Genomic DNA, 26,482 nt, shown 5'->3' on the forward strand with positions numbered 1-26,482 from the left:
TAGTGCCTTTTAGACTACCTTTGCCTCCTCACGAAGCAAAGATGGATACGATAACCCTTGAAAATATTCGGCTGTACGCCTACCACGGATGCCTGGAGGAAGAAACCCTCATCGGAAGTGACTACAGGGTGGATGTGGAGGTTGAGGCCAGACTCGAAAAGGCCGCTATTTCAGATGAACTGGGGGATACTGCAGACTATGTCACCATGCACCGCATTGTAAAGGAGGAAATGAAGATTCCTTCAAAATTACTCGAACACGTGGCCAGGCGGATCGCCCTTAGAATACTGGAGGAGATCCCCATGGTTCAGGGAGGTAATGTGAAGGTGGCTAAGATTAATCCTCCTATTGGTGGGGATGTGGCCTCGGTTTCGATGAAATATCGATTTTCACGATAAGGTGCAAATTAAACTTAAGTTTATTCTTTGTTTAATCTTTAGATTTGTTGATCAAGGCATTGTGGTCGAATTGGTTAGACGGAGCTGCGCAACAGCTTTTATGGTGGTTCGAGTCCACCCGATGCCTCCACTGAGATCGTTTCCCTCCTGAATACCCTAAAATTAAGTGTGATCAGGAGGGTTTTTCATCTTATTTCGTAAATTTGCAGTCTTGTAAAGGCATCGTGGCCGAGTGGCTAGGCACAGCTCTGCAAAAGCTTGTACAGCGGTTCGAATCCGCTCGATGCCTCAGAAGATAAACTCCTTTGTCCATCAAAGGGGTTTTTTTATTGCCCTTCGGCTTCGCGTATTAGTTCTATGCCTTTTTCAATATTCAACTGGTCTTTTGGTAAAAACCCTTTGATTATAAGCACAATACCGCAGATTGCCAGGATCACACCCAATGCTTTTTTGACTATTCGAATCCGCTTTTGAGTCAGTTTTGTCTTAAGCTGCTTGGCGAGGAGGATCTTAAACAGGTCTGTGATCAGATAAGCACCGATCATGGCTGAGAAGAACACCAGGATACGATTGGGATCGTTATCCAGACTAGGCCCTACGACGATGATCACCCCCAGCCAGAAGACCAGAACGCCTATATTGATGAAATTCAGGAGAAATCCTTTTATAAAAAGTCCCATATACCCAGTCTTGCTGATATGGACATCCGTCTCTTCCTTGACGGGGGCCCTGTTGAAGAGGATGGTGATGGAGTAGACCAGGAGGATAACGCCCCCAAAGACGTAAAGCCCCGGCTGGTTGCTGAGATTCTCCAACAATTGAAAACTACTGAAATACGCGATGACGAGGAAGAGGATATCTGCGATGATCACCCCCATATCAAAGACCAGTCCGGCCCTGAATCCTTTGGTGGCACTGGTTTCCAGGAGAACAAAGAACACAGGCCCGATCATAAAACTCAGTAAAAATCCAAGGGGTATGGCTGCCTGAACATCTTCGATCATCCCTCTGCCTTTACATTCGTTCTATTTTACCCCCAAACACGGTCTTTTCCTCCATCTTGGCGGGATCCCCGTAAACATAGACGGTGCCCCCCGCCTTCACACTCGCTTTTACGTAATTCGTCGCAAAGATCTCCGCTGTAGAGCCCGCATTTACATTGACAGTACTAAATCCGGTTTTAAGGTCCTTTCCCTTGTAGATTCCGCCAGTATTTATCTGAACATCCTGGTTATCTGCACTCCCACTGGCATTGATGACCCCGCCGGTGACCGCTTTAACCAATAGTTGTTCGGTCTTTGTCTGAATCCTGATCTCACCACCTTCCTGGGCGCGAAGGTCCAGCACATTCTGAGTAATAGTTTCCTTGGTCGTGATCCGGGCATCCTCGTTTACGTCTATGACGATCAGATCATCGGTATAATAGAGGTCTATAAAGGTTCTGTAGCCGCTGAAGATCTTGAAGATCTCCATCCTGATCTTGAGTACCCCATCGGTATTTACAAAGGCCACCTTGGAAGTATTGGCTCCGGTGATGACAGCCTGGTTCCTGTCTGAACGGATCAGATTTACGGAAAGTCCGTCATAGACCTTGACCTCCGTAAATTTGGTAAGACTCTGCGTTACCTTGCCATCCTGGGCCTGAAGTACCCAAATTCCCAGACATAAAAAGAAGAAAAGGAACCGCTTTTTCATCTGCTGTTGATTTAGCATGCCCTGTAAAGAACGTGTAAATTTATTAAAACTTACTTCGCTTTACCTAGAAGCGTAAAATCCAGGTGTCTTTTAACCAGGTCTGTGTCCTTCACCATAACCCTCACTTCATCTCCGAGCTGGTAGACTTTTTTCCGCCTTTCTCCCACCAGGGCGTACTGCTTTTCATCAAAGGTATAATAATCATCCTTTATATCGCGGATTCGGACCATACCTTCACATTTGTTCTCGATGATCTCCACGTAGATCCCCCATTCAGTAACTCCGGAAATAACACCCACGAACTCCTGATCCTTGTGATCCTGCATAAATTTGATCTGCATGTACTTTATGGAATCCCTTTCAGCACTCGATGCCAGGTATTCCATGTCTGAAGAATGCTTGCACTTCTCCTCTATAGCTTCGGCTTTGGGAGCCTTACCTCCATCGAGGTAGTGCTGGAGCAACCTGTGAACCATCACATCCGGGTAACGGCGTATAGGGGAAGTAAAATGAGTGTAATAATCGAATGCTAAGCCGTAATGCCCGATGTTATCCGTGGTGTAAATCGCCTTGCTCATACTTCGGATAGCTAGTGTATCCACCAGGTTTTGTTCTTTCTGTCCTTTGACGTCCTCAAGAAGTTTATTCAGGGATTCGCTGATGGTCTTTTTGTTGTGGAAATTAAGTTTATGACCAAATTTTGAAATGATCCCGTTCAGCGCCATCAATTTATCCTCGTTCGGTTCGTCGTGGATCCTGTATACAAAGGTTTTTTCAGGTCTCTGCTTTCCTATGAACGCAGCCACCTTCCTGTTTGCGAGGAGCATAAACTCTTCTATAAGTTTGTTAGCTGCCTTCGCTTCCTTGAAGTAGACACTCACGGGTTCATTTTTTTCATTGAGGTTGAACTTCACCTCCAGTTTATCAAAGGAAATCGCGCCAGCATTCATCCGTCTCTCCCTTATAATCACAGCCAGGGAATTCAATTTCAACACGGCATCCCGCACCTCATTAGAAACTTCATATGCCTTTCCTCTGATAGATACTTCCTCTCCTATACGGTTTGTTTGATTCTCGATGATATACTGGGCTTCCTCATACGCAAAACGCTCATCAGAATGTATGACGGTCCTCCCGAACCACTCTTTCTTTACATTCGCATTTCCATCGATCTCAAAAATGGCCGAAAAAGTATACTTATCCTCTTTAGGCCTGAGAGAACAGGCATTGTTGGAGAGTATTTCCGGCAACATCGGTACCACCCTGTCTACCAGATAGACAGAAGTAGCCCTTTCATACGCCTCTTCATCCAGGAGCGTATCCGGAGTTACATAAAAGGAAACATCTGCGATGTGAATTCCTATTTCGAAGTTGCCATTTGGGAGTTCCTGAAAAGAAAGGGCGTCATCGAAATCCTTGGCATCCTTAGGATCTATGGTAAAGGTAAGTACCTGTCGCATATCCCTTCTTTTGGACACCTCCTCTTCCTTAATGGAGGTATCGAGTTTGTTTGCGAACCTATCCACTTCGGCAGGGAACTGATAGGGAAGACCGTATTCTGCGAGGATAGCATGGATCTCTGTATCGTGTTCTCCGGGTATACCGAGTACTTCAACTACTTTACCGGTAGGGGAATCCGAATCCTTTTCCCAGGAAAGGACCTCTACGATGACCTTTTCCCCATCTTTTGCCTTACCCACCTTATCTAAAGGAACAAAGATGTCTGTGTACATCTTGTGATCTGTAGGCCGCACAAAGGCGAATGTCTTGTGCATGTCGAGTATACCGACAAAATTGTTTTTCTTTCGCTCCAGGATGGAAACGACCTCCCCTTCGAGTTTATTGGATCTGCGTTTGGGTTTCACTAGAATCTCTACGATATCCCCGTCAAAAGCTCTGTTTATTTTATTGAAAGAAACGAACACATCATCGTCCAGACCGTCGACGATCACATAGGCATTCCCCCTGGCGGTAACTTCTATTTTCCCCTGGTGAAGCAATTTGTTTTCCAGGGATTTGTAATTTCCTCTTTCCTGTTCCCTTATCCTTTCTTTAGCTTTGAGTTCCCCGAGTCTTTTGATGAGGAAATTCCTGCCTTCTGTATCGTTGATCTCTAATTTAGAAGCGATCTGTTTGTAGTTAAAACTCTTAGTAGGTTCTTTTTCAAGAACCTCAAAAATCCCCCTCGTTATCTCGTTCTTTCTGTGTTGTTTAGTCCTTTTCTTCTTCTTCGACATTCAATTTTTAATTTGGGGCGAAAATTACGAATTTAAATCCACTGCCTTCACAGGGATCCCCTTATATCCTTACTCTTTATCTATTTGTTAACATATATACATACATATTTATCTTTTTTTGAATTTTTAAATAGAAACATATGTATAATGATGGTCTGTTAAAACAGGGTATAAATTTTATGATAAGAACTTGCGTTGAACACCAAATAAACTTTATGAGTTTTTTTTTAAACAATATAAGAACTCTAAGTCAACACATTAACTCTTTTATCAAACACGGTTAATAACCTTAATCAACTCTTTCAGGTTAATAAGTTTTACTCAGTTCCCTGTTTATATTTCCCAATAGAGAAGTGGATAATATGATGTCATCTTTTTACGACTATTTTTCGTCATGTCGTTTATATTTTGCATTAGACATTGTAATTCAAAAACCGATCTCAACTATTCAATAGTTTTCCATTGGAATTCAACAATAGGGGTTATTTCGAAAATACTGTTTACCAGTCTATTGCAATGAATGTTAATTTATTATTGTTAATAACTCAATTCCCGTGTTATAACATACAGGATTCGTAATTTAGTCCAAACCAAATTCGACACAGATATGAAAATCTCCATTGGGAATGATCACGCAGGTACAGACTACAAACTGGCTATTGTAGGCTTACTTAAATCCCTGGGTATCGAAGTGATCAACCGAGGAACCGACAGCAATGACAGTGTTGATTATCCTGACTTTGTACACCCTGTGGCCGAGGATGTGGAAAATGGAAGTTCGGACCTTGGGATCATCATATGCGGAAGTGGGAACGGCGCTTCCATGACCGCAAATAAACACCAGAAGATTAGGGCCGCTTTGTGCTGGAATAAGGAGATCACTGAATTGGCACGGGCTCATAACGATGCTAACATTCTGAGTCTGCCGGCCAGGTTCATTTCGCTCCAGCAAGCCCTGGACATGGTTAAAACCTTTTTAAATACACCCTTTGAAGGTGGCAGGCATGAAAGGCGAATTGAGAAAATAGCTTGTTCATAACCCGATAGGGCAGGGGCGCGTTCAAGGACCCTAATAGCTTATGGCGCACGCACACCACCATCACCATCACGAGAGGAGCGGCAGGAATCTGCTGATCTCCATTTTATTGAATATTGGCATTACCCTGGCCCAGGTGATAGGGGGGATCATTTCCGGTAGTCTCGCCCTGTTGTCTGATGCCCTCCACAATTTCAGCGATGTTCTCTCCCTTATCATCAGCTATCTCGCTAACCGGTTTACCAAAAAGCAGGCTTCGAGTAAGCGGACCTTCGGGTATAAAAGGGCAGAGATCATGGCGGCTTTTGTCAATTCGGCTACTCTGATCGTCATCGCCCTCTTCCTGATCAAGGAAGCTGTAGAGCGCTTCTTCCAGCCCGAGCCCATCGCTCCCTCCCTTGTCATCTGGCTTTCTGCCCTGGGGATAGCGGCCAACGGCCTCAGCGTCCTACTGATCAGGAAAGATGCTGATAACAATATGAATATGAAGTCGGCTTACCTTCACCTGCTCACTGATATGATGGCTTCCGTAGCGGTACTGTTAGGTGGACTCCTGATGTACTTTTACCAGCTTTATTGGATAGACCCGGCACTCACAATTGCCATTGGACTTTACCTCATCTATATGGGTTATGATCTTCTCAAATCCTCAACCAAGGTGCTTATGCTCTTCACTCCAGACAGCATTGAAGTAGAAGGCATGGTTGAGGAGATCAGCAGGCACAGGGCCATAAAAAATGTACATCACGTACATTTATGGCAATTGAATGAACACGAGATCCACCTGGAAGCCCATATTGATTTCCATGAGAATATCAGTATAAGGGAATTCGATGCTATCCTGAAAGATATAGAAGTAAGGGTTCATCACGAATATGGAATTACCCATGTAAGTATTCAGCCCGAATGCGGCCGATGCCACTCCAGCCAGGTGATCGTACAGGACTAAGACTATGAAGATTAAGATCAAATCCTTCGAGGAACTCACCAAAGAAGAGCTCTACCGCATCTTACAGTTAAGGGCAGAAGTGTTCGTGGTAGAACAGGCTTGTGCCTATTTGGATTTGGATGGATTAGATCAGAAGGCATTGCACGTCATTGGGTATGGATCAAACGATATTTGCGCATATACGCGCATCTTCAGGGCGGGAGATTATTTTGAGGAGGCGAGTATCGGGCGCGTGGTGGTTTCGCCTCAGGAAAGAGGAAAAGCGTATGGGAAAGAGATCATGCAGGCGTCCTTGTCTTACATTAGCAACACCTTAAACAGCCGGTATACGGTAATCTCTGCCCAGTTGTACCTCAGGAAGTTCTACGAGGAAATGGGTTTTAAAACAGAAGGGGAAGAATACCTGGAGGACGACATACCACATATCCGAATGAGGAGGACAGACCCTGCTCATACCCCTGCAGATACTTCTCAGGAGGACACTGCTTAGATCCTTATGGGATTCTTGTTGCTGAGGTTGATATCCTCTAGAAGCGTATCCGTGAATTTGTAATGGCCTTTGGTTGTGATGATCCTGAAGGCATCGGATTTCATCCTGCTCAACGCATCCAGAAAGACCCATTTGGTCTTTAGTAACTGGGGCTTATCGGTCTTGAGACTGATCTCAAAAAAATACCTCTTTCCGTCTTTGTTGGCCACAATATCAGGGGTCACCCTGGTGCCATTCATTTTCCTCAGGAAGGATTTAGGTTTCTCATAACCGTCAAGGTCAACTCTGATCTTCTCGAAGCCACGAGCTTCAAGGTGGTGTACCGATTTCTCAATAAATGCTGAATGTTCTTGTTTTTCTGACTTTACCATAGGGGATAAGATACAAAAAATAGGGGACTCATGCAATTTAAGATCATTGATTAACAGGTGTTTAAGATTTTCAGTGGATGATCAGGTATCATTCTGCCAGGTTTACAGGGAGACGGTCTTCCCTGTCTTCACGGACCTGTCGGCTGCGAGGACGATCTTTAAGCTGTTAACGGCATCCCTGAGATGGTCACTGAGGTCCTTATCCTGTAAGATGGCTTGGAGGAAGAATTCCTGTTCGAGAAGGCAAAGTCCGTCGTGGTCCGGTTCGTCCCTGGTGGAAATAAACCGATCCTTCGCACTAAACTCTCCTTTTCCATCGATATGGCTGTCGTGCAGTCTCAGCTGCCCTGTTTTGGTATGTCCTTCGACATCATCAGAAGCCGAGGCCGGTGCATCGCTTATGGAAACACAACCTCCAGGACCTATGACATCCTTGATAAAGAAGGCAGTTTCGCTCATCATAGGCCCCCATCCCGCTTCATACCAACCCACGGAACCGTCTTCAAACCGAATTTGCAGCTGGCCGTAATTGTACATTTCCGCGTCGATCTCCTCCGTAAGCCTGGCTCCGATAGCGGAGACGCTAAGGGGTTTTGACCCCGTCATCATACACATAATGTCTACGTAATGCACCCCGCAATCTACAATGGGAGACATAGATCTCATCAGCTCCTTGTGCGTCTGCCACTGCGACCCTGAACTTTGCTGATTCAGGTTCATGCGCATCACCAGGGGTTTGCCGAGGGTTTTGGCAATTTCTACGAATTGTTTCCATGCCGGATGCACCCTCAGGATATAGCCCACGACGAGTTTTCTATTACGTTTTTCAGCCAGGCCAACCAGTTCCTCGGCCTCGGCTACCGTGGTCGACAAGGGTTTTTCAACAAACACGTGAGCCCCTGCTTTCAGGGCCATCCTCACGTATTCAAAATGGGTGTCGGGGTAGGTGTTCACGGAAACCGCATCGGGCCGGGTCACTTTCAACGCTGTTTCATAATCCGAAAATGTGGGTATTCCCCCGAGAGATCTCGAGAGGTTCTCCCTGCTTTGCGGGGTTCTGCTGACCAGACCGACGATTTCAAACGCATCGATCTGTCTGTATGCCCTTGCATGACTGGCCCCCATATGGCCGCATCCCACCACCAGGACCCTGATTTTCTTCTTTTCCTCCATAACCGCTATCTGAACTTTACTTGCCAGTACAGGCTTTATAAAGGTAGGAAAAACCGGTATGACAGAGAAGAAACAGAGCCGGGCCGGGCGTTAGAAATATCGATTAAGGAGTCCTTTCACGGAGCTGGCATAGGACGCCCCAAAAAGGTTGAGATGTACCAGGAGGTAGTACAGCTGGTAAAGATCTATCTCCGCCTTATCAGGCATGGGAAAGGGATAGGCCGCTTCGTAGGCCTGATAAAAAGAAGAGGAGAAACCACCAAAGAGTTTACTCATAGCGATATCCATACCCGGATGGGAAAAGCTCGTGCTTGGATCTATGAGATACGCTTCCCCTTTTCGGGAAATCAGGTAGTTACCACCCCAAAGGTCGCCGTGTATGAGGGAAGGCTCAGAAGGACTACAGAGATCCCTGAGTCGCTCTTCCATCAAATCTTCTCCGGGGATCTCACCGGAATCCAGCAGTTTCTTGTTCCGTGCCATTTTAAGCTGAGGGATCAACCTTTGTGTGGTGTAGAATTCCGGCCAGTGCGTCCGCTTTTCGTTGGTCTGGGGGAGGGAACCGATGAAATTATCTGCATCCCACCCGTAAAGAGAGTCTTTTGTGGCGTGTAGTCTTGCAAGTTGTTCTCCGAAATGTATCATATCCATTTCTGAGGCAGTTCCTCTATCGATGTATTCCAGGAGCAGGCACCCGCCGTTTTCCAGTTTTCCGATATGCAGGACCCCCGGAGTTTTGATACAACCGACAGCGGCAATGGCTTCCAATCCGTCTTTCTCCGCCTGGAGCATGGCGTGCCCCTGCAATCCGCTCTGGTATTTACAGAAGCAGTGATCTCCTTCCAGGTCTATTTTCAAAGCAAAGGAAATATCTCCACCCTGTACCGGTACGGCAGAGGAGACCCTCTTTCCCATCACTTGTTCGATATGTTCTCTCAGGAACCGCTCCACGGCTTACAGGCTGAATCTGTCTCCGAAGGCGGCGATGCGGAATCCCTCTGAGATTACTTCATTATACGCTTTGTTATCAGGGGATAAAAGGGGGTTGGTATGATTGAAGTGGATAAAGTGAATTTTTTGCCTTTCTCCCTGGGGCAGGGACCCGAAGAGCTTCATGCTCTCCACGACAAAAGGATGGGGTATGGCTGACATATCCCGTGTTTGAATCTCATCCCCGTCAAAAAAGGTGGCATCTAGAAAGGCGTAATCTACTCCGGAGATCAACTTCGAGATATCGCGATCCCACCTGTCCCATTTGTCGATATCGGGGATAAAGAGGGCTTTTTTTCGGGGTCCGCTGATGAGATAACCCACTGTTTCTGAATATTCATCCCTGTGCGGCACAAGAATGGGTTCGACAGAAACCGAAGGAGTGAGAGACCACAGGGAATCTGGCTCAAGAGTACTTACACTTATATTGTTTTGGCTGACCAACTGATCCCAGGGGCCGTTATTTTCCAGGAAATGAGTCATCCTCCCCATAGCAAAGACGGACACTTTGCCCGCATTTATAGCCTCTTTCCCGAAAAACATGAGTCCGGCGTAATGCCCAATATGAGCATGTGTAAGGAAAACGCCATCCGGCATCACTCCTCTGGAAACTCCTGATATGCGATTTAAAAGTGCGAGTTGGGAGGCGATATCAGGGGTGGCCTCAAAAAGAAATCTCTTTTCGTGTAAGCGGTCCACCAGACCCAGAGAGACTACTTTTCTCCTGGGATCCGGATCTTCAAAAAGTTCGCGGCAACACTCCTTTTCACAACCGATCTGAGGGGAACCCGCATCCTGCACGGTGCCCAGTACAACAAGTTGTACGGCAGGCAGAGTAGCGGTTGCACCCTCCTCTTGGGTTTTGGCCTGAGTACTAACGGCACCCTGCCGGCAGGACAGCAGAAGTACCAGAGCTAAAAATACCCCTATCAACACTTGATTTTTCAGGGGTCTGATCGTCATTTGTAGAGTTCTTCGTAATACTGCCTGGCCATTCGCTCACTTGTAAAAGCCGCCAGGACGTCATCCATTCCCTTAAAGACGATATCCGACCATTTGCCAGGAGTATCATAGTACAAAGGTAGAACCTTATTTTCCAGCCAGTCATAAAGGTTACGGCTGTCAAAAACATCTTGTTCCTCAACCGGACTTTTCGAGTCTGCCTCCGGAAGAACAAAACAGTTCTTTCCATCCTTGGCAAACTCGGGCACCCAACCGTCATTGATGGACAGGTTCACACTGCCGTTCATAGCGGCGGTCATACCGCTGGTTCCCGAAGCTTCTCTGGTGATCCGCGGGGTATTCAACCATATATCGGAACCGGCTTTCAACAGCTTGGAAAGAGCCATTTCGTACCCCGTCAGCACAGCTGTATTGTGTCGGTATTTGGTGAAGTGGACCAGTCTGTCGAATACTCCGATACCACCCATATCTTTTGGATACGGCTTTCCGGCCCAAATAATTTGCACCGGGCGCTCTGTATTGCTCAGTAATTTCTCAAAACGCTCCATATCGTGCAACAGGAGGTCTGCCCGTTTATAACCCGCAAAACGACGTGCCCAGACGATAGTGAGCACCTCGGGATCGAAGAGCTTGCCGGTCTGGTCCAGGACCGTTCTGAAAAGGTCTTGTTTCAGGTGGGCCTTTCTCTTCTGAAATGCTTTGATGTTGTTGGCCTTCCTCGCTTTTTGAAGGTCCTCGTCCTGCCAGAATTTCTGGTTCTGAGCATTGGTAATGGGGAAGATCTTCGAACTTCCCGCGTGTCCCTTCCACATTTCCCTGGAAACCTTGGCGTGTAATTTGGATACAGCGTTGGTCCTGTTTGCCATTCGCAGGGCAGCCACGGTGTAACTAAGCCGGTGGGAACCCCCTGTTTCCTGCATCAGTTCCTCTTCAGAGAGCCTCCTCCCAAAGAAACCACTGTCGTTCAGGGCATAGGCATCGCGCTCTACGTTCCCTGCCATTTCGGGAGTATGGGTGGTAAAGGCCATACTTTCCTTCCCCACCCCCTGATTTCTCAGGTAATAGAAGGCCGGTAAGGCATGTCCCTCGTTGAGGTGATAGATATCCGCACCCCCAAGCGCCTGAACCAGTTTGGCACCACCTATTCCGAGTACGATGTTCTGGCAGATACGAGTGAGTTCGTTGCTGTCATAGAGGTGGTTCATGATAGACCTGGAAAGATCGTCATTGCCTTCCAGATTGGTAGTAAGTAAATAAATGGGTACCGAACCGAATATCTCCGGCTTCAGGACCATGGCCCTGACCTTTACGGCCGTGTTACCAAAAATGGAGACCTCAACCTCGTGGCCGGAGTCTTCCAGAAAATTGTAATGTTTTTCGACGAAGTCGGGACGCAGGGTCTGGTCTTTGTTCCGACTCTGATCGTAGTAGCCGTATTTCCAGAGCATGCCGATCCCGATAACGTTCTGTTTGAGTTCAAAAGCAGATAGCATATGGGATCCCGCAAGGAAACCGAGCCCCCCGGAATATATTTTCAGGGCCTGGTGAATGCCGAATTCCATGCTGAAATAGGCCACTTTTTTCTTAAAAGGGGCACTGGGCTTGTATGGGTGATACCAATGGTAGTATTTGCTGGTCATGTCTTTAGCTAGAGAATGAAAGTGGCAAAAATAGGAAAACGGACGATGTGAAACGCAGAATCAGGTAAACCTTTTGAATAGAGGGAAATACAAAAAGGATATAACCGATCGCCTATTTATTGATGTAGAGAAAATACTGGAGTCCTATTATTTCAGGATGGCTTTGTATTTAGACGCATCCCGAAGTAACTGCGTGCTGGCCAGGATCGCCTCGTCGTTCTCCAAATAGTAGTCATAGAGACCTTCCCGGTATACGTGTCGCTTGATGATCTCGTCTTCCAGGTGCTTACTTATCTCTTTCCTGTAGGTGTCTAGAGCCGCCAGCTTGCTTTTTTCAATACTCAGCAGCAGGGCTTTGGTGTTTTCTTCCACCTCCTGATTAAAGATCTCTTTGTTCTGTCCTGTCAGGGACTCCTTTAAGGCGAGTTCTGTTTTTGTCTGGAAATCGAAACTGCTGGAAGAAACGAATCTTTTAAAAGCTTCAAAATCAGCATCCGACAAAGAAAAATCACCCACATTCATTTCGGGGTGTGCGTAGTAGTAATCGGTGGCGTAATCGAAGAGGACATGGTTGTTGACCAGGGCGTTTACAAGATCATTGGTATTCAGGGCGGCGATGGGAATGTCTGGCATGATTCCGCCTCCGTCCTGTACCTTCCTTCCGTTCCTGGTCTTAAAATCGTTGAATTGGGTATTCTTCACCGCATTTCCCGAATCGTCCCGGTTCCAGTAATCCAGGGATTGAATACATCTCCCGGAAGGGGTGTAATAGCGGGAAATCGTCACTTTCAACTGGGTCCCATAAGTGAGTTTCAAAGGACGTTGCACCAGACCTTTCCCAAAACTCCTGGCTCCGATCACCACGGCCCGATCCAGGTCCTGCAAGCTGCCCGAGACGATCTCGCTGGCAGAGGCGCTTCTTCCGTCTACGAGCACTACCAGGGGAATTTCCTCATCCAGGGCTTTGTTGCGGGTCTCGTAGCTCTGGTTGAATTTTTTGACTTTCGATTTGGTGGTAACCACCAGGGTGCCTTTTGGCACGAAGAGGTTGGTGACGTTGATAGCCTCTGAAAGCAGGCCCCCGGGATTTCCCCTGAGGTCGAGGATCAGTTTCCTCGCCCCTTCGGCCTTGAGCGATTCAATGGCGTCTTTGGTCTGGGAAGAGGCCTTTTTATTAAAACGGGAAAGGACGATATAGCCGGTTTCTTCATCTACCATATGGAAATAGGGAACGGCATCCACCTCGATGGCCTCCCTTTCGATGGTGGCTTCATAGGTCTTCCCCTGTCGCCTGTAGGTAACGTCTACGGTGGTATTGTTAGCCCCTTTGAGGAGTTCGCTGGCATCATCCTGAAAATCTTTCACATCGATCCCAGCTATGGTCACGAGTTCATCTCCGGCTTTGAGGCCTGCCTTATCTGCGGGATACCCTTTGTAGGGTTCTACAATGACGAGCCTGTCTTCATAGGACCTCACAAGGGCACCGATCCCGGAGTATTCCCCCGTATTGTTGATTTTAAAGGTCTCAACATCCTGCTCATTGAGGAATTTGGTGTAAGGGTCCAGGTCGTCCAGCATATTCTTGATGGCGGTATCCATCAGTTCTGCGGGATTGGTCTCATCCACGTAGTTCATGTTGAGCTCCTTGAACAGGGTAGTAAAGATCTCGATCTGTTTGGCAATTTCGAAGAAATCGGTCTTGAAGCTGCTCGCTCCTACCAACAGGAAGATAGCCAGTACTGGAATTAAAACTCTTTTATGAATCAGCTTTCTCATCATCCATCCGTGTTAAAAATTTTTCGAATACTTTGCGCAGGGTCGTTTCAACGTCCTGAAAAGAGGTCATTTCCTTCCCAAGGTATAAAAACATTAAGGCATAGCTTCCCTCAGATTTGTTAAAAATGCGATGCTTGTTGAGCCGGTAGGCCTCTCTTAACAGCCGTTTTATTCGGTTTCTCTGCACTGCTTCGCGAAAGTTCTTTTTGGGCACGGTAAAACCCACCTGAAATTTGGATATCTTATTCTCTGTTCTGAGGAAGATCAGCTTGAGCGGAAAAACGGTAATGGAGGTGCCTTTGTCAAAAACCTCCCTGATTTGTTTTTCGCGTTTTAATTTTTCTTCTTTGGGAAATGTAAACCTCATCTGGGGGTAAAAATAGCAAGAATAAGCATGCGGGGTGGGAATGACAATTGTCATATTTTCACCTGCAGGAAGGCCGTACATTGTGTCTTTGTTGCACGCATAGGAACAAACAAATCGTCATGGGAGAAAAAATTGTCCAAAGGATCAAGACCGCAGAAGACAAAAAAATATACATCGACCACCTGCTCAATGACATTGAGACCCTCGAACTCATGCTCAACAAGGGCCTTCTGGCGGCGACCCCCGTACACATAGGGGCGGAACAGGAATTCTGCCTGGTCGACGATTCCTGGAACCCTTCAGATCAGGGAATTAGCGTATTGAAGGATATTGCAGATGACCATTTTACTTCCGAGCTGAACAAATACAACCTGGAAGTCAACCTGGACCCGGTAAAGCTCGAAGGAACCTGCTTTTCCGAAATACACAAGCAGCTCAACAGCCTGCTTTCCAGGGCCAAGGATGCAGCAGCCAAACACCGGGCCAAGGTGATCCTCACCGGCATCCTTCCCACGATCACACAGAAGTATCTGCAGTATGATTACATGACGCCGGTTGATCGGTATCAGATCCTCAACGAAGCTATCCGGGCAATCCGGAAGGACGATATTGAGCTCCATATCAAAGGAGTCGACGAGGTGAATCTCCACCACGACACTATTCTCTACGAGGGGTGCAATACCAGCTTCCAGTTGCACCTTCAGATAGACCCTGAACAGTTCGCCAACACATACAACTGGGCACAGGCCATCGCAGGGCCGGTCCTGTCCATTTGTGTGAATTCTCCCATGCTGATGGGGAAGGAGCTTTGGGAAGAGACCCGGATCGCCCTGTTCACTCAAAGCGTGGACACGAGAAGCAGCACCTTTATCCTGAACGAAAAGGAATCCCGCGTTCATTTCGGGCAGGATTGGGTAAAGGGCAGTGTGGCAGATTATTACAAGGATGCCGTGATCAATTTCAGGAGCCTGGTGACCACCACCATTGAGGCAGACAGCCTGAGTCAGTTCCATAAAGGAGAGATCCCCAAACTAAGGGCGCTCACCCTGCACAATGGGACAACCTACCGGTGGAACCGACTGTGTTATGGGGTTACCGAGGGGAAACCCCACGTGAGGATAGAGAACAGGTATCTACCTTCCGGCCCCACCACGGATGATGAGATCGCCAATATGATGTTCTGGGTAGGCCTGATGCAAGGGAGACCCAAACACCTTGATGACATCCACCTAAAAATGGATTTCAAGGACGCGAAGAGCAATTTTTTCAGCGCTGCGCGCTATGGGATGAGCACCCAGTTCTATTGGGAGGGGAAACTTATCAGCAGCAAGGACCTGCTCCTGGATCATCTCCTGCCCATGGCTTTCAGGGGGCTTTACAGCATGAATGTAGAACCCAGGGACGCAGAGCACTACCTCTCTATTATAGAAAGGCGGATCAGGTCGCACACGGGATCCCGATGGATGATCCATTCATTTCGCAAACTCAGGAAGGAACACAGGGTCCCCGAGGCCCTTAAAATTCTGGTGGCGACCATGTATGAAAGGCAGGAAAAGAGGTATGCGGTAGATGCCTGGCAATTGGCCCGGGGGGATGAGTACAAGACCTCGAAAGAGGAACTCACGGTCGGGGATCGTATGAATACCAGGATCATCACAGCCCAGGACAGCGACAGCGCAGAACTTGTGCTGAGGATGATGCTGTGGAAAAATATACACCACGCTCCCATTCTGGACGATGATCTAAACCTGGCAGGCCTGTTGAGCTGGGTGGATGTGGAACATTTCAAGAATAATCCCGAAGAAGAACCGGGCAGCATCAGGGAGATTATGAAAACAGATCTTATTACTGCCACAGAGGACCTTCCGCTTGAAAAGGCCAGGAAAATGATGAAAGAGCATAAGATCCATTGCCTTCCCGTAGTAAGGGGCGAAAAACTGGTGGGGATCATCACGAGCAACGACCTCTGATCCATGCCAACGGCCAGGACTGCCATAGATACTCACCTGAAACGGATCCTAGGCCACATTAAAGGCCGGGAACCCGGCCCTGTCTTGGTGTTTTTCGGAGGCATCCACGGGAATGAACCTTCAGGCATACAGGCCCTGGAGAAGGTATTCGACGACCTCAGCAGGAACCCTCTTTCCATCAAGGGCCACATTTATGGCATAGCCGGTAATATCCCTGCCATTCTTCAGAACAGGAGATACTTGGAAAAGGACCTGAACAGGACCTGGTTCAGGGAGGATATAGCAGCCCTGGAGAGGGGCGAACAAACGCCTATCACATCCGAAGACCGGCAGATGCTGGAGATCCTCGGGGTGATCAGAGACCTGCTTAAGGCTCATGAAGCGCCCTTCTACTTTATCGATTTCCATACGACTTCCAGCAAGACCCTGCCGTTCATCACGATCAACGACGCCATGATCAACAGGAAATTTGCGAGAAACTTCCCTGTCCCCATTATTTTGGGGATAGAGGAATACTTAGAGGGTCCTGTTCTCAACTACATCAATGAATTCGGGTATGTATCCCTTGGGTTCGAATCGGGCCAGCACGCCAGTGAGGAGGCCCGTGTAAACAACATTGCCTTTTTCTGGCTGAGTCTGGTTTTCACAGGGGCCCTGCAGGAAGAAGAGGTTGAGGATTTCAACACCTATTTTGCCGAATTAAAACAGTCTGCCGCGAACAACCGGAACTTTTACGAGATCACTGAACGCTATGCTATTGAATCCGGTGACACTTACGAAATGATTCCCGGATTTAGCAGTTTTGAGACTGTGAAAAAGGGCAACTTACTGGCCACCCACAATGAGAAGCAGGTAGTGGCAGAGAAAAAGGGAATCTTGTTTATGCCCCTGTATCAGCAACAGGGAGCGGAGGGATATTTTATGATCCGGCGGATCCCAAAATGGGTCCTCGCCCTCTCTGGAGCTCTCAGGAAGTTCAGGGCCGAACACCTCCTCGCCAGTTTGCCGGGCGTGAGTTGGAAGGACAGGGAGAAATCACAGCTGATCGTAAACCTCAGGGTTGCCCGTTTTTACAGCAAGGCGATCTTTCACCTGCTGGGATTCAGGAACCGCACCCTGGACCAAAACCATCTTTTGATCAAAAACAGGGAAAGGGCTGCCAGGAATGAGCTTTATGAAGAAGCCCCCTGGTATTGAGCCTTTTTATTCCTGTTCAGACAACCAGATATTGTTATTGATCTCTATATCCGCCATAAGCTGGGAAGGGTCTATAACGATCGCTTTGATCTCGCTCAAAGGCCTTGATATCTCGAAAGAATATTCCGGGGTGGCCCAGTTCCAATCCGGCAAGGTGGTGCGTTTTACCTGTCCGTAGGGATTCTCCTTTTCTCCCCTCATCATCTGCAAGGGGATATAGTAGGTCTCCCGGCTTCCATCCCCGTACACCACCAGAATGTCCAGCGGCATGGGCATCAGGCCAATGCGTGCCAATTCGATCTGCGTTTTGCCTTCTGAGTCGCGAACCCCTTTAATCCCATAGTCGATGGTATTGGTGGTCTGCGTCCAGTCTGTCAGGTACCAGTCGAGTTCCATCCCTGACACTTTCTCAGCTGTGCGCTTGATGTCATTTGGGGTAGGGTGTTTGAATTTAAAGTCGGCATAATACCTCTTCAAGGTGGCCATCAGTTTGTCCTGCCCGATGATGTACCCCAGCTGGGAGAGGAATACTGAGCCCTTGCTATAGGCAGAACGGCCATAGGCCTGATTGAATTCATACCGGTCTGCATGGGTGGTCTGAGGCTGTTCCTTCCCGGAGAGGACCAGGTTGTAATAGCCGTTATATGAATCCTCGAAGGGGTTGGACTTGTTCTGATTCATGACAGTGTTCATGCACAGGTCTGAAATGAAGGAAGTAAAGCCTTCATCCATCCATTCGTGTTTGCCCTCGTTGGTCGCCAGCAGGTGCTGGAACCAGGAATGGGCCAATTCATGCACCATCACCCCCACCAGGCTGCCAAAGCTGCGCTCCCCGGTGATCAGGGTACTCATGGCGTACTCCATTCCCCCGTCCCCTCCCTGGACCACGGAGTACTGCTTATAGGGATAGGGCCCGATATTCTCATTAAAAAAACGCATGGCCTCAGCCGTCTTGGGCTGGAGGTTCTTCCAGTTCTCCTTGATCTCCGGTTTGTTCTTGTAGAAGAAATGCAGGGTAGGGCCGTCTTCCATGGGAAGGATATCGTGTATATAATCAGGGTCGGCGGCCCACATAAAATCGTGTACCATGGGCGCCTTGAAATGCCATGAGAGCGTCTTGCCTCTGGGCTGCTTCACTTTGGTCCCCGGGGCTTCATATCCATGCCCGATCTCTTGAGGATTTTGCAGATAGCCGGTGCCCCCCAGGGTGTAATTTTTGTCGATGGTGATGGTGACATCGAAGTCGCCCCACACCCCGTGAAACTCCCGGGCGATATAGGGATATGCATGCCATCCTTCAAAGTCGTATTCAGCTAATTTGGGATACCACTGACTCATGGAGAGTGCCACGCCTTCCTTGTTATTTCTACCGGAACGCCTGATCTGTAAGGGCACTTGTCCTTCAAAGACCATGTTGAAGGTGGAGGAGGTATTCGGCAAGATGGGATGATCAAGATCCACCACCAGGATGGTACCTTCCAGGGAATAGGAGACGGGTTTTCCATCCTGTGATAAATTGGAAGCCCGAAGATATCCTATCTCATCAGGTTTTAGGGCCGCGATCCTGCTTTTCCCGGCATCGTCTACCATCCTGCCATCCGGATCCTCGATGTGCTGTAACCTCATATCCATCTCGCTGCCGGGCTGGAAGGCATTGAAATACATGTGGTAGTAGACCCTGTTGAGGGTATCCGGGGAGTGGTTAGTGTATATGAGCTGTTGTTTTCCTGAATATTGGTAGGTCTCCACGTCCATAGCTACGTCCATGGTATAGTCTACTGCCTGTTGCCAGTAACCCCGGTTACCCTGTGCACTTCCGGTGAATACCACTGAGAGAAGAAAGGAGATACCGAGGCAGATCTTTGATTTGAAAAACATGTCTTTTGTTATTTTGATTTAGAATCTGAAACTTTTTGTGCCATGATCAGGGCGTTGTAGGCATTGGCTATTTTACCCGTTCTGGAAAGCTGGTCAAAGGGCTTTGCTTTTTCGGGATCTCCACCAACTACAACGGACATCTTTGTGCTCAGGCCGGAATCCATAAGGATATGCTTTACTTCTGAAGCCGTCAGGTTTGGAAAGTAGGACCGGATCAGGGCCGCGATACCACTCACGGCCGGAGCCGCCATGGAGGTACCTCCCTGGAATTCGTATTTGCCCCCGGGCATAGTGGAATAGATACTGCCCCCGGGGGCGAAGAGATCCACATTTTGTTTCCCGTAATTGGAAAAGGAGGCCACCATCTCAGAACCATAGGTGTTGTTCAGGGCTCCCACGGTGATCACATTGTCTGCGAATTCTGTTTCGCCAATCATATGGTCGTTGGGGTAATTGGTATTCTTCTTATCGTCCAGGTCCAGGGCATCGTTCCCGGCGGCATGCACGATCAACACGTCCTTGTCTGCCGCGTATTTGATGGCGTCATATACCCATTCCGCATTGGGGGAAAAGGCTTTTCCGAAGCTGGCATTGATGATCTTTGCACCGTTATCTACCGCATATCGTATCCCCAGGGCGATATCCTTGTCGTATTCATCCCCGTTGGGCACAGCCCTTATGCTCATGATCTCCACGTTGTTTGCCACGCCATTCACACCCAGGCCGTTGTTGCGTTCTGCGGCAATGATCCCTGCCACGTGGGTGCCGTGGCTTTCATCCTCCACGCGGTTCACAGGGTTCCCGTTCCCGTAAATCCGGTCGTTGAAGTTATACGGATCGTCCCCTACCGCCTTACGGCCGTCAAAGTCCACATTGAAGTGGTAATCTATGCGCTCATTGAAATAGTCAACCCCTTCACTGGCTCGTTCGATGTCCTCCTCTATCAGGACGATGACTTCCGGGATGTTGTCCCCGTAGTTGAACATCTGCTGTATCACGCTCACACTTCTTTGCAGTCCGGAGTCCGTGGTGTCAATACCCGCAACCTCTTCCTTGGAGTAGTTTGCTTTCCCGAGTTCTTCACTGACCGCTTCGTGTGATTGCTTTACGATCCCAAGGATCTGCTCCGTCTGCTGTTTGTTCGACAACAGGATTTCCCTCGTCTCCCGGGCCTCCTTCAGTTCTTCATCCAGCTTTTTCCTGGCGGTGGCCCTAAGGGCTTCATCTCCCAGATTCAACCTGAGGATGCGGGCGTATTCCAGTTGTTCGTTATAGGCCTCTCCCAGGAAGTTGTACCCGTGCACGTCGTCCACATAGCCGTTCCCGTCATCATCCACACCGTTCCCGGGTTTTTCCCCTTTGTTGGTCCAGATCACCTCGTCCAGGTCCTCGTGGTTGAGGTCAATTCCTGAATCCAGGACAGCCACGACCACCTTCTCCCCCTTTTTCTTGCCGATGATCTCATCGTAGGCCTTGTCTACACTCATCCCGGGAATGGTATCTGTAAGCAGGTCTGCATGCCCCCAGGATTCTTTTTCTGCCTCCGTGAGAGGGGCGATTTTCAGCGGAACCGCATCTATGTTTTCGATGGGGGTCGATACGATATTGATGCTTCCGCATCCCATCATGGCAAAACCTGCACTCCAGAGCAGGGACTTCAGTTTCAGATTCCTTATCATTCTGTTTCTTTTAATGAATTTTACTGTAATAGCTTCCTTTATGGGGAAGGCGGATCTTTTCCACACACCCCCTGTCTGCCAGGGTCACGTACACGGTTCTGCCGTCCCGCCCCCCGAAGGCCAGGTTTGAAGGGTTCTTTCCTTTTAGGCGGATCTCCTTCAGGACTTTTCCCTTGGGGGAGACCAGAACCACCGTTCCCTTCCCATATCGCGTGATGAGCAGGTTCCCCTTTACATCGCAACGCATTCCGTCCAGGCCATAATCCTCGAATGAGATCAGAAGTTTTTTCCCGGACAGGGTTCCGTCAGGCAGGATGTCGTACTTCCATACTTTCCGCTGTTCTGATTCATTCACATAGAGGTATTTACCGTCCGGACTTACCTCTATCCCATTGGTGGTTCCCATACCCGACTCGAGCAGGACCAGTTCTCCGGCCCCTGGTACCATCCACAGGTTGCCGGTACCTTCCCCCCAGTTCGGGTCGCTCAGGTAGATCACCCCGGTATCGGAAAGGGCCAGGTCGTTAGGCTGGTTCATTTCAGGGCCTTCCACGTACACTTCAGGTTGTTTTGAATCGCGTTTTACCCGATAGACCTTGTGGCCTGCGTAATCGGCTATATACATGGTTCCTTCCCTATCAAAGCGTATGCCATTGCCTATGCTGCCCTCCGGCAGTGTGAGGTATAACTCGGCCATCCCTGTTTCACTTACGCGTCCAATGGTGCCCTGTTCCCCGTAGTTTACCGCATAGAGAGCGCCTGATTTGTCCACAGCAGGACCCTCGATTCCTTCGGTAAAGCTGAATTCAGGGGTAAGGTCCTCGCTCTGGAAGGCGTGTAAAGGATTCCAGAAGCTCAGGATCAGTGAGATAATGAGTACGGGCCTATGAGAAGATTTCATCAAACGAATAGGTGTTTTTTAAGCGAACCCCTTTTTCTGTGTGCTGCAGGGTACAGACCTCCTGATGGGCGTCGTGTTCCAGGAAGAGGCAGAAACCTTCGTCAGCAGCCCGGTTGAGGAAAGCCTCCTTTTCGGGCAGGGTCAGCAGGGGGCGTGTATCATACCCCATCACATAAGGCAGTGGGATATGCCCTACCGTTGGCAGGAGGTCGGCCATAAAGACGAGGGTTTTCCCTTTGTATTGAATGTGGGGGATCATCTGTTTGTCTGTATGCCCATTCACGAAGAGGATATCAAAACCCAGTTCAGGAGCATGTCCGTAGGGTGAGCCGGGGACAGATACGAATTTCAGTTGCCCGCTTTCTTCCATTGGGAGGAGGTTCTCCTTGAGGAAGGAGGCCTTTTCCCTGGCATTGGGGTTTACCGCCCATTCCCAGTGGGGTTGATTGGTCCAGAATGCGGCATTTTTAAAGGCGGGCTCGTATCCCGTACGGTCTGCATTCCATTGGACGCTTCCCCCACAGTGGTCGAAATGCAGGTGAGTCATAAACACATCGGTGATGTCATCCCTGTGAAAGCCGGCCTTCTTCAGAGAATCGTCCAGCGTATGATCTCCCCACCGATAGTAGTAACTGAAGAATTTATCCGATTGTTTGTCCCCCATCCCTGTATCGATGAGGATCAGCCTGTCTCCGTCCTCTATGAGGAGGCAACGGGCGGCGATATCGATCATGTTGTTGGCATCTGCGGGGTTGGACTTGTTCCAAAGCGACTTGGGTACAACACCGAACATGGCGCCTCCGTCTAATTTAAAATTTCCTGCTTCTATGGGGTACAGCTTCATGAAATCGACAAAACAGTGCGCAAATTAAGAAAAGAGAGGGCTACAACTTCCTTTCCCGGCGGAATTTAACAAATCCTTGAGCATTCCTCCGACGAAGGGACATATTCCTGAGGAAAGTACCTGTATCGAAGGAAATCCTAAGCGTTCCGATGGGTGTTAACGGAATATTGTTTTTATTTGTCAAAGATGCAAAAAGGGAAGAATCATGACCTTTTGCTTAAATAGAAAGAAATGCTTGAACTGGCGGGGATAATTATTCTGGGAATTGTGGCGCAATGGGTGGCCTGGAGATTAAAGCTTCCGGCCATCCTGCCGCTTATCCTTATCGGCTTGCTGGTAGGACCCATCTCCACCTTGTATACGGAGGACGGCACCAAACTCATCGAGCCTGTCTGGAATGGGGAGAAGGGGCTTTTTCCCGGGGATGGGTTGTATTATTTTGTATCCCTGGCCATCAGTATCATCCTCTTTGAAGGGGGACTCACCTTAAAGCGGTCTGAGATCTCCAATGTGGGACCGGTGATCACGAAGCTGATCACCATAGGGACCATGGTGACCTTTTTTGGGGCTGGGATCGCGGCCCATTTTATCTTTGACCTCAGCTGGCAGATGTCCTTTCTGTTCTCGGCCCTCGTGATTGTCACCGGACCTACGGTTATCACGCCCATACTTCGGAACATTCCGCTAAAAAAAGATGTTTCTGCTATTTTGAAGTGGGAAGGTATCCTGATCGACCCTATCGGTGCCCTGGTTGCGGTACTGGTATTCGAATTCATCAGTGTGGGGGAAGGACAGGCCTATACTAAGACCGCCCTGATCGAATTCGGCAAGATCCTGCTTTTTGGATTTACCTTCGGATTTACCTTTGCGCACGCCCTGGCCTTTGCCATCAAAAAGAATTTTATCCCCCACTACCTCCTCAATGTAGTCTCCCTTTCGGTAGTCCTTCTGGTCTTTGTAGAATCGGATATCTTTGCCCATGAATCGGGCCTTTTGGCCGTGGTGGTCATGGGAATGGTGATGGGGAACATGAATCTGCCCAACCTCAAAGAGCTGCTCTACTTCAAGGAGTCCCTCAGCGTCCTGCTGATCTCCATCCTGTTCATCCTGCTGGCGGCTAACATCAATATCAGCGACATGGAGCTGATCTATAACTGGAACACGGCCATCCTCTTCCTGATCATCGTATTTCTGATCAGGCCTTTGGGGGTCTTTCTGAGTACGCAGGGTTCGGGTCTGAAACTGAATGAAAAACTTTTTATCGGGTGGGTGGGCCCGCGGGGGATCGTGGCAGCCGGTATCGCCTCCCTTTTTGGCTCCAAGCTGATCGCAAAAGGAGAGCCCGGGGCCGAATACATCACCCCATTGGTTTTTATGATCGTCCTGGGGACGGTACTGCTCAATGCCACCACAGCAAGGCTTATTGCCAAATGGATTGGCGTGTTCCTCGAACGATCCGAAGGCATCCTTATCATCGGAGCCAGCAAGATTTCCAGGATCATTGCGAATTACCTCAAGAACAACAACCGCCATGTGGTGGTGATCGACAACAACGAGACCAATATTGAGAAATGCAAGAACATGGGCCTTGAGGCTTTTGCGGCAAACATTTATTCGGACAACCTCACAGATAATATTGAATTGAACGATGTAGGGTACCTGATGGCACTCACCGGGAACTCAGATATCAACAAATACGCAATCGACAAATTCCAGTCGGAGTTCGGGGAGAATGGCTCTTTCCGACTGGTGGACTCTGATGAGATGGGCGACCCCGAGAACAACCCGAAAGAAGGGCTGTTCTCCCATACGGATGATTTTATCAAGCTTACCGAAGCGGCCAGGAAATTCCCCGCCATTCACGAGATCAAACTCAAGGACCAGAAACATTATGAAGGCCTGATAGAGATCACCAAGGCCGATGACCACATCGTTCCCCTCTTCCTGAAAGCACCGGACGGGGACCTGCAGATCATCCCTTCCTTCAGTAAGACGTTTAAGGATATCAAAGCCGGATATCAACTAGTGTACCTGGGGAAAAGGCTGGATCAGGTGGAGGAGCAATCTCCCGCATCCAAAAAAAAGGCGAAGTCTAGTCGTTGAGTTTTAACACGGCCATAAAAGCCTGTTGAGGGATCTCCACATTGCCCACCTGCCGCATGCGTTTTTTCCCTTTCTTCTGCTTTTCCAGCAGCTTTCTCTTTCGGGAGATATCCCCTCCGTAACACTTGGCCGTCACATCCTTCCTCAGGGCCTTGATGGTCTCCCTGGAAATGATCTTGGCGCCAATCGCTGCCTGGATGGGAATGTCGAACTGCTGTCTGGGGATAAGTTCCTTCAGTTTTTCACACATCTTCTTCCCGATGTTCGCCGCATTGTCTGCGTGGATCAGGGCCGAGAGGGCATCCACCGGCTGTGCGTTCAGCAAAATATCTACGCGAACCAGCTTGGAGACCCGCATCCCGATAGGGGCGTAATCAAAAGAAGCATATCCCCGGGAAACGGTCTTGAGTCGGTCGTAAAAATCGAATACGATCTCCGCCAGGGGCATGTCAAAATTCAGCTCCACCCTTTCCGTGGTCAGGTAGGTCTGGTTGGTGATCTGACCCCGTTTTTCAATACAGAGAGACATGACGTTGCCCACGTAATCTGCCTTGGTGATGATGGTCGCCTTGATGTAAGGTTCTTCAACCCGGTCTAAGGTAGACGGATCCGGCAGGTCTGACGGGTTGTTTACCGTGATAGGGGCGTCCGGGTTCTTTTTGGTAAACGCCTGGTAGCTCACGTTGGGAACGGTGGTGATCACCGTCATGTCGAACTCCCTCTCCAGGCGCTCCTGTATGATCTCCATGTGGAGCATGCCCAGGAAGCCGCAACGGAAGCCGAAACCCAGGGCAGCACTGCTCTCTGGCGTAAAGACCAGGGAAGCATCATTGAGCTGCAACTTCTCCATGGAAGATCGCAATTCCTCAAAATCCTCCGTATCTACGGGATAGATCCCGGCGAAGACCATGGGTTTTACGTCCTCAAAGCCCTCAATGGGGTTTTTTGTGGGGTTGTCTGCATCCGTGATGGTATCACCCACCTTCACTTCCCGGGCATCTTTGATGCCCGTGATCAGGTAGCCCACATCCCCGGCCTTGATGGTGGGGCGGGGCAGTTGGGTGAGCTTCAGGGTACCTACTTCATCGGCGTAATAGTTCTTTCCGGTGGCCACGAATTTGATCTTCTGTCCTTTGCTGATTTGCCCGTTGATCACCCGGAAATAGGTCTCCACCCCCCGGAAGGGATTGTAGACAGAATCAAAGACAAGGGCTTGTAAGGGCTCATCCACGTTCCCTTTGGGAGCAGGGATGCGCTCTATAATGGCTTTCAGGATCTCCCCTATGCCTATGCCCGTCTTGGCACTGGCAGGGATCACGTCTTCAGGGTCACAACCCAGCAGGTCCACGATGTCGTCGGTGACCTCTTCCGGATTGGCACTGGGCAGGTCTACCTTGTTGAGGACCGGGATGATCTCCAGATCGTTCTCAAGGGCGAGGTAGAGGTTGGAAATGGTCTGGGCCTGTATGCTCTGGGCGGCATCCACTACCAGGAGGGCTCCCTCACAAGCGGCAATGGAACGGGACACCTCATAGGAAAAATCCACATGCCCGGGGGTGTCGATGAGGTTGAGGATGTACTTTTCGCCCTCGTAGGTGTATTCCATCTGTATAGCGTGGCTCTTGATGGTGATACCCCTTTCCCGCTCCAGGTCCATATTGTCCAGCAGCTGTTCCTTCTTATCCCGCTCTGTGACGGATCCTGTAAAATCGAGCAGCCTGTCGGCCAAGGTGCTTTTCCCGTGGTCGATATGGGCGATAATACAGAAGTTCCTGATGTGTTTCATTTCCTTTTTCCTCACGCAATTTCAGAGAGCGGCAAAGAT

General features: G+C 48.9%; 22 protein-coding genes and 2 tRNA genes. 9 read left to right on the forward strand and 15 right to left on the reverse strand.

Annotation, left to right across the window (positions count from 1 at the left end):
* Positions 1-41: 41 nt before the first annotated feature.
* The 3 genes from folB (at position 42) to GWK09_RS05400 (ending at position 687) form a co-directional block, all read left to right on the forward strand.
* Positions 42-398, forward strand: coding sequence for a dihydroneopterin aldolase (gene folB / locus GWK09_RS05390; RefSeq protein WP_163691966.1), 357 nt, complete (start codon positions 42-44; stop codon positions 396-398).
* Between the two features lie 55 nt (positions 399-453).
* A tRNA-Cys gene (locus GWK09_RS05395) sits at positions 454-528 on the forward strand.
* Between the two features lie 88 nt (positions 529-616).
* Positions 617-687: transfer RNA gene (locus GWK09_RS05400), tRNA-Cys, on the forward strand.
* A 37-nt stretch (positions 688-724) separates the two neighbouring features.
* On the opposite strand, the gene GWK09_RS05405 is transcribed toward GWK09_RS05400, so the two are convergent.
* From GWK09_RS05405 to rnr, 3 genes are read right to left on the reverse strand one after another with little or no spacing between them, the layout of a single operon-like run.
* Positions 725-1,402, reverse strand: coding sequence for a LysE family translocator (locus GWK09_RS05405; RefSeq protein WP_163691967.1), 678 nt, complete (start codon positions 1,400-1,402; stop codon positions 725-727).
* 10 nt (positions 1,403-1,412) lie between these two features.
* Complete coding sequence (locus GWK09_RS05410; protein ID WP_163691968.1) at positions 1,413-2,093, reverse strand: head GIN domain-containing protein; 681 nt, start codon at positions 2,091-2,093, stop codon at positions 1,413-1,415.
* 50 nt (positions 2,094-2,143) lie between these two features.
* Entirely contained in the window at positions 2,144-4,330 is a 2,187-nt protein-coding gene (gene rnr / locus GWK09_RS05415) for a ribonuclease R (protein ID WP_163691969.1), read from the reverse strand.
* 607 nt (positions 4,331-4,937) lie between these two features.
* On the opposite strand from rnr, the gene rpiB reads away from it, so the two are divergent.
* The 3 genes from rpiB to GWK09_RS05430 are packed head-to-tail and all read left to right on the forward strand — an operon-like array spanning position 4,938 to position 6,805.
* Positions 4,938-5,369, forward strand: a complete 432-nt coding sequence (gene rpiB / locus GWK09_RS05420; protein WP_163691970.1) for a ribose 5-phosphate isomerase B — start codon at positions 4,938-4,940, stop codon at positions 5,367-5,369.
* Between the two features lie 40 nt (positions 5,370-5,409).
* Positions 5,410-6,315: a cation diffusion facilitator family transporter gene (locus GWK09_RS05425; protein WP_163691971.1), complete on the forward strand. Its 906-nt coding sequence runs from the start codon at positions 5,410-5,412 to the stop codon at positions 6,313-6,315.
* A 4-nt stretch (positions 6,316-6,319) separates the two neighbouring features.
* The gene (locus GWK09_RS05430; RefSeq protein WP_163691972.1) at positions 6,320-6,805 is read left to right on the forward strand and encodes a GNAT family N-acetyltransferase; all 486 of its coding nucleotides are present in this window, start codon (positions 6,320-6,322) and stop codon (positions 6,803-6,805) included.
* Here the strand turns inward: GWK09_RS05430 and GWK09_RS05435 are convergent.
* The 7 genes from GWK09_RS05435 to rnpA form a co-directional block, all read right to left on the reverse strand.
* A complete protein-coding gene (locus GWK09_RS05435) occupies positions 6,802-7,176 on the reverse strand; it encodes a hypothetical protein (protein ID WP_163691973.1) in 375 nt (124 codons plus the stop codon). The two genes, GWK09_RS05430 and GWK09_RS05435, sit on opposite strands and share 4 nt — an antisense overlap.
* Before the next feature lie 102 nt (positions 7,177-7,278).
* Positions 7,279-8,349 (reverse strand): Gfo/Idh/MocA family protein, encoded by a 1,071-nt coding sequence (locus GWK09_RS05440; RefSeq protein ID WP_163691974.1) that lies wholly within the window; start codon positions 8,347-8,349, stop codon positions 7,279-7,281.
* A gap of 90 nt (positions 8,350-8,439) precedes the next feature.
* Complete coding sequence (locus GWK09_RS05445) at positions 8,440-9,300, reverse strand: fructosamine kinase family protein (protein ID WP_163691975.1); 861 nt, start codon at positions 9,298-9,300, stop codon at positions 8,440-8,442.
* A 3-nt stretch (positions 9,301-9,303) separates the two neighbouring features.
* Positions 9,304-10,302, reverse strand: coding sequence for an MBL fold metallo-hydrolase (locus tag GWK09_RS05450; protein ID WP_163691976.1), 999 nt, complete (start codon positions 10,300-10,302; stop codon positions 9,304-9,306).
* Complete coding sequence (glgP, locus tag GWK09_RS05455) at positions 10,299-11,942, reverse strand: alpha-glucan family phosphorylase (protein WP_163691977.1); 1,644 nt, start codon at positions 11,940-11,942, stop codon at positions 10,299-10,301. The genes GWK09_RS05450 and glgP overlap by 4 nt, the downstream gene beginning before the upstream one ends.
* A 147-nt stretch (positions 11,943-12,089) precedes the next feature.
* Positions 12,090-13,718, reverse strand: a complete 1,629-nt coding sequence (locus tag GWK09_RS05460; RefSeq protein WP_163691978.1) for a S41 family peptidase — start codon at positions 13,716-13,718, stop codon at positions 12,090-12,092.
* Entirely contained in the window at positions 13,699-14,085 is a 387-nt protein-coding gene (gene rnpA, locus GWK09_RS05465) for a ribonuclease P protein component (protein WP_163691979.1), read from the reverse strand. The genes GWK09_RS05460 and rnpA overlap by 20 nt, the downstream gene beginning before the upstream one ends.
* Before the next feature lie 119 nt (positions 14,086-14,204).
* Here rnpA and GWK09_RS05470 point away from each other — a divergent pair, with 119 nt between their 5' ends.
* Together GWK09_RS05470 and GWK09_RS05475 are read left to right on the forward strand one after the other, a co-directional pair.
* Positions 14,205-16,055, forward strand: a complete 1,851-nt coding sequence (locus tag GWK09_RS05470; protein WP_163691980.1) for a CBS domain-containing protein — start codon at positions 14,205-14,207, stop codon at positions 16,053-16,055.
* 3 nt (positions 16,056-16,058) lie between these two features.
* Positions 16,059-17,252 (forward strand): succinylglutamate desuccinylase/aspartoacylase family protein, encoded by a 1,194-nt coding sequence (locus GWK09_RS05475; protein WP_163691981.1) that lies wholly within the window; start codon positions 16,059-16,061, stop codon positions 17,250-17,252.
* Between the two features lie 6 nt (positions 17,253-17,258).
* On the opposite strand, the gene GWK09_RS05480 is transcribed toward GWK09_RS05475, so the two are convergent.
* From GWK09_RS05480 to GWK09_RS05495, 4 genes are read right to left on the reverse strand one after another with little or no spacing between them, the layout of a single operon-like run.
* On the reverse strand, positions 17,259-19,130 hold the full coding sequence (locus GWK09_RS05480; RefSeq protein ID WP_163691982.1) for a M1 family metallopeptidase: 1,872 nt from the start codon (positions 19,128-19,130) through the stop codon (positions 17,259-17,261).
* 8 nt (positions 19,131-19,138) lie between these two features.
* On the reverse strand, positions 19,139-20,809 hold the full coding sequence (locus tag GWK09_RS05485) for a S8 family peptidase (protein WP_163691983.1): 1,671 nt from the start codon (positions 20,807-20,809) through the stop codon (positions 19,139-19,141).
* Positions 20,810-20,819: 10 nt separating this feature from the next.
* Positions 20,820-21,710 (reverse strand): SMP-30/gluconolactonase/LRE family protein, encoded by an 891-nt coding sequence (locus tag GWK09_RS05490; RefSeq protein WP_163691984.1) that lies wholly within the window; start codon positions 21,708-21,710, stop codon positions 20,820-20,822.
* Positions 21,694-22,554: an MBL fold metallo-hydrolase gene (locus GWK09_RS05495; RefSeq protein ID WP_163691985.1), complete on the reverse strand. Its 861-nt coding sequence runs from the start codon at positions 22,552-22,554 to the stop codon at positions 21,694-21,696. Before GWK09_RS05495 ends, GWK09_RS05490 begins: the two co-directional genes overlap by 17 nt.
* Before the next feature lie 231 nt (positions 22,555-22,785).
* On the opposite strand from GWK09_RS05495, the gene GWK09_RS05500 reads away from it, so the two are divergent.
* Positions 22,786-24,657 carry a cation:proton antiporter gene (locus tag GWK09_RS05500; RefSeq protein WP_163691986.1) on the forward strand — a complete coding sequence of 624 codons (1,872 nt, stop codon included), beginning with the start codon at positions 22,786-22,788 and terminating at the stop codon, positions 24,655-24,657.
* Here the strand turns inward: GWK09_RS05500 and lepA are convergent.
* A complete protein-coding gene (lepA, locus tag GWK09_RS05505; protein WP_163691987.1) occupies positions 24,647-26,443 on the reverse strand; it encodes a translation elongation factor 4 in 1,797 nt (598 codons plus the stop codon). The genes GWK09_RS05500 and lepA overlap by 11 nt on opposite strands.
* Positions 26,444-26,482: the final 39 nt, after the last annotated feature.

The sequence above is a fragment of the Muriicola jejuensis genome, from assembly GCF_010671595.1.
Classification (GTDB): Bacteria; Bacteroidota; Bacteroidia; order Flavobacteriales; family Flavobacteriaceae; genus Muriicola; species Muriicola jejuensis.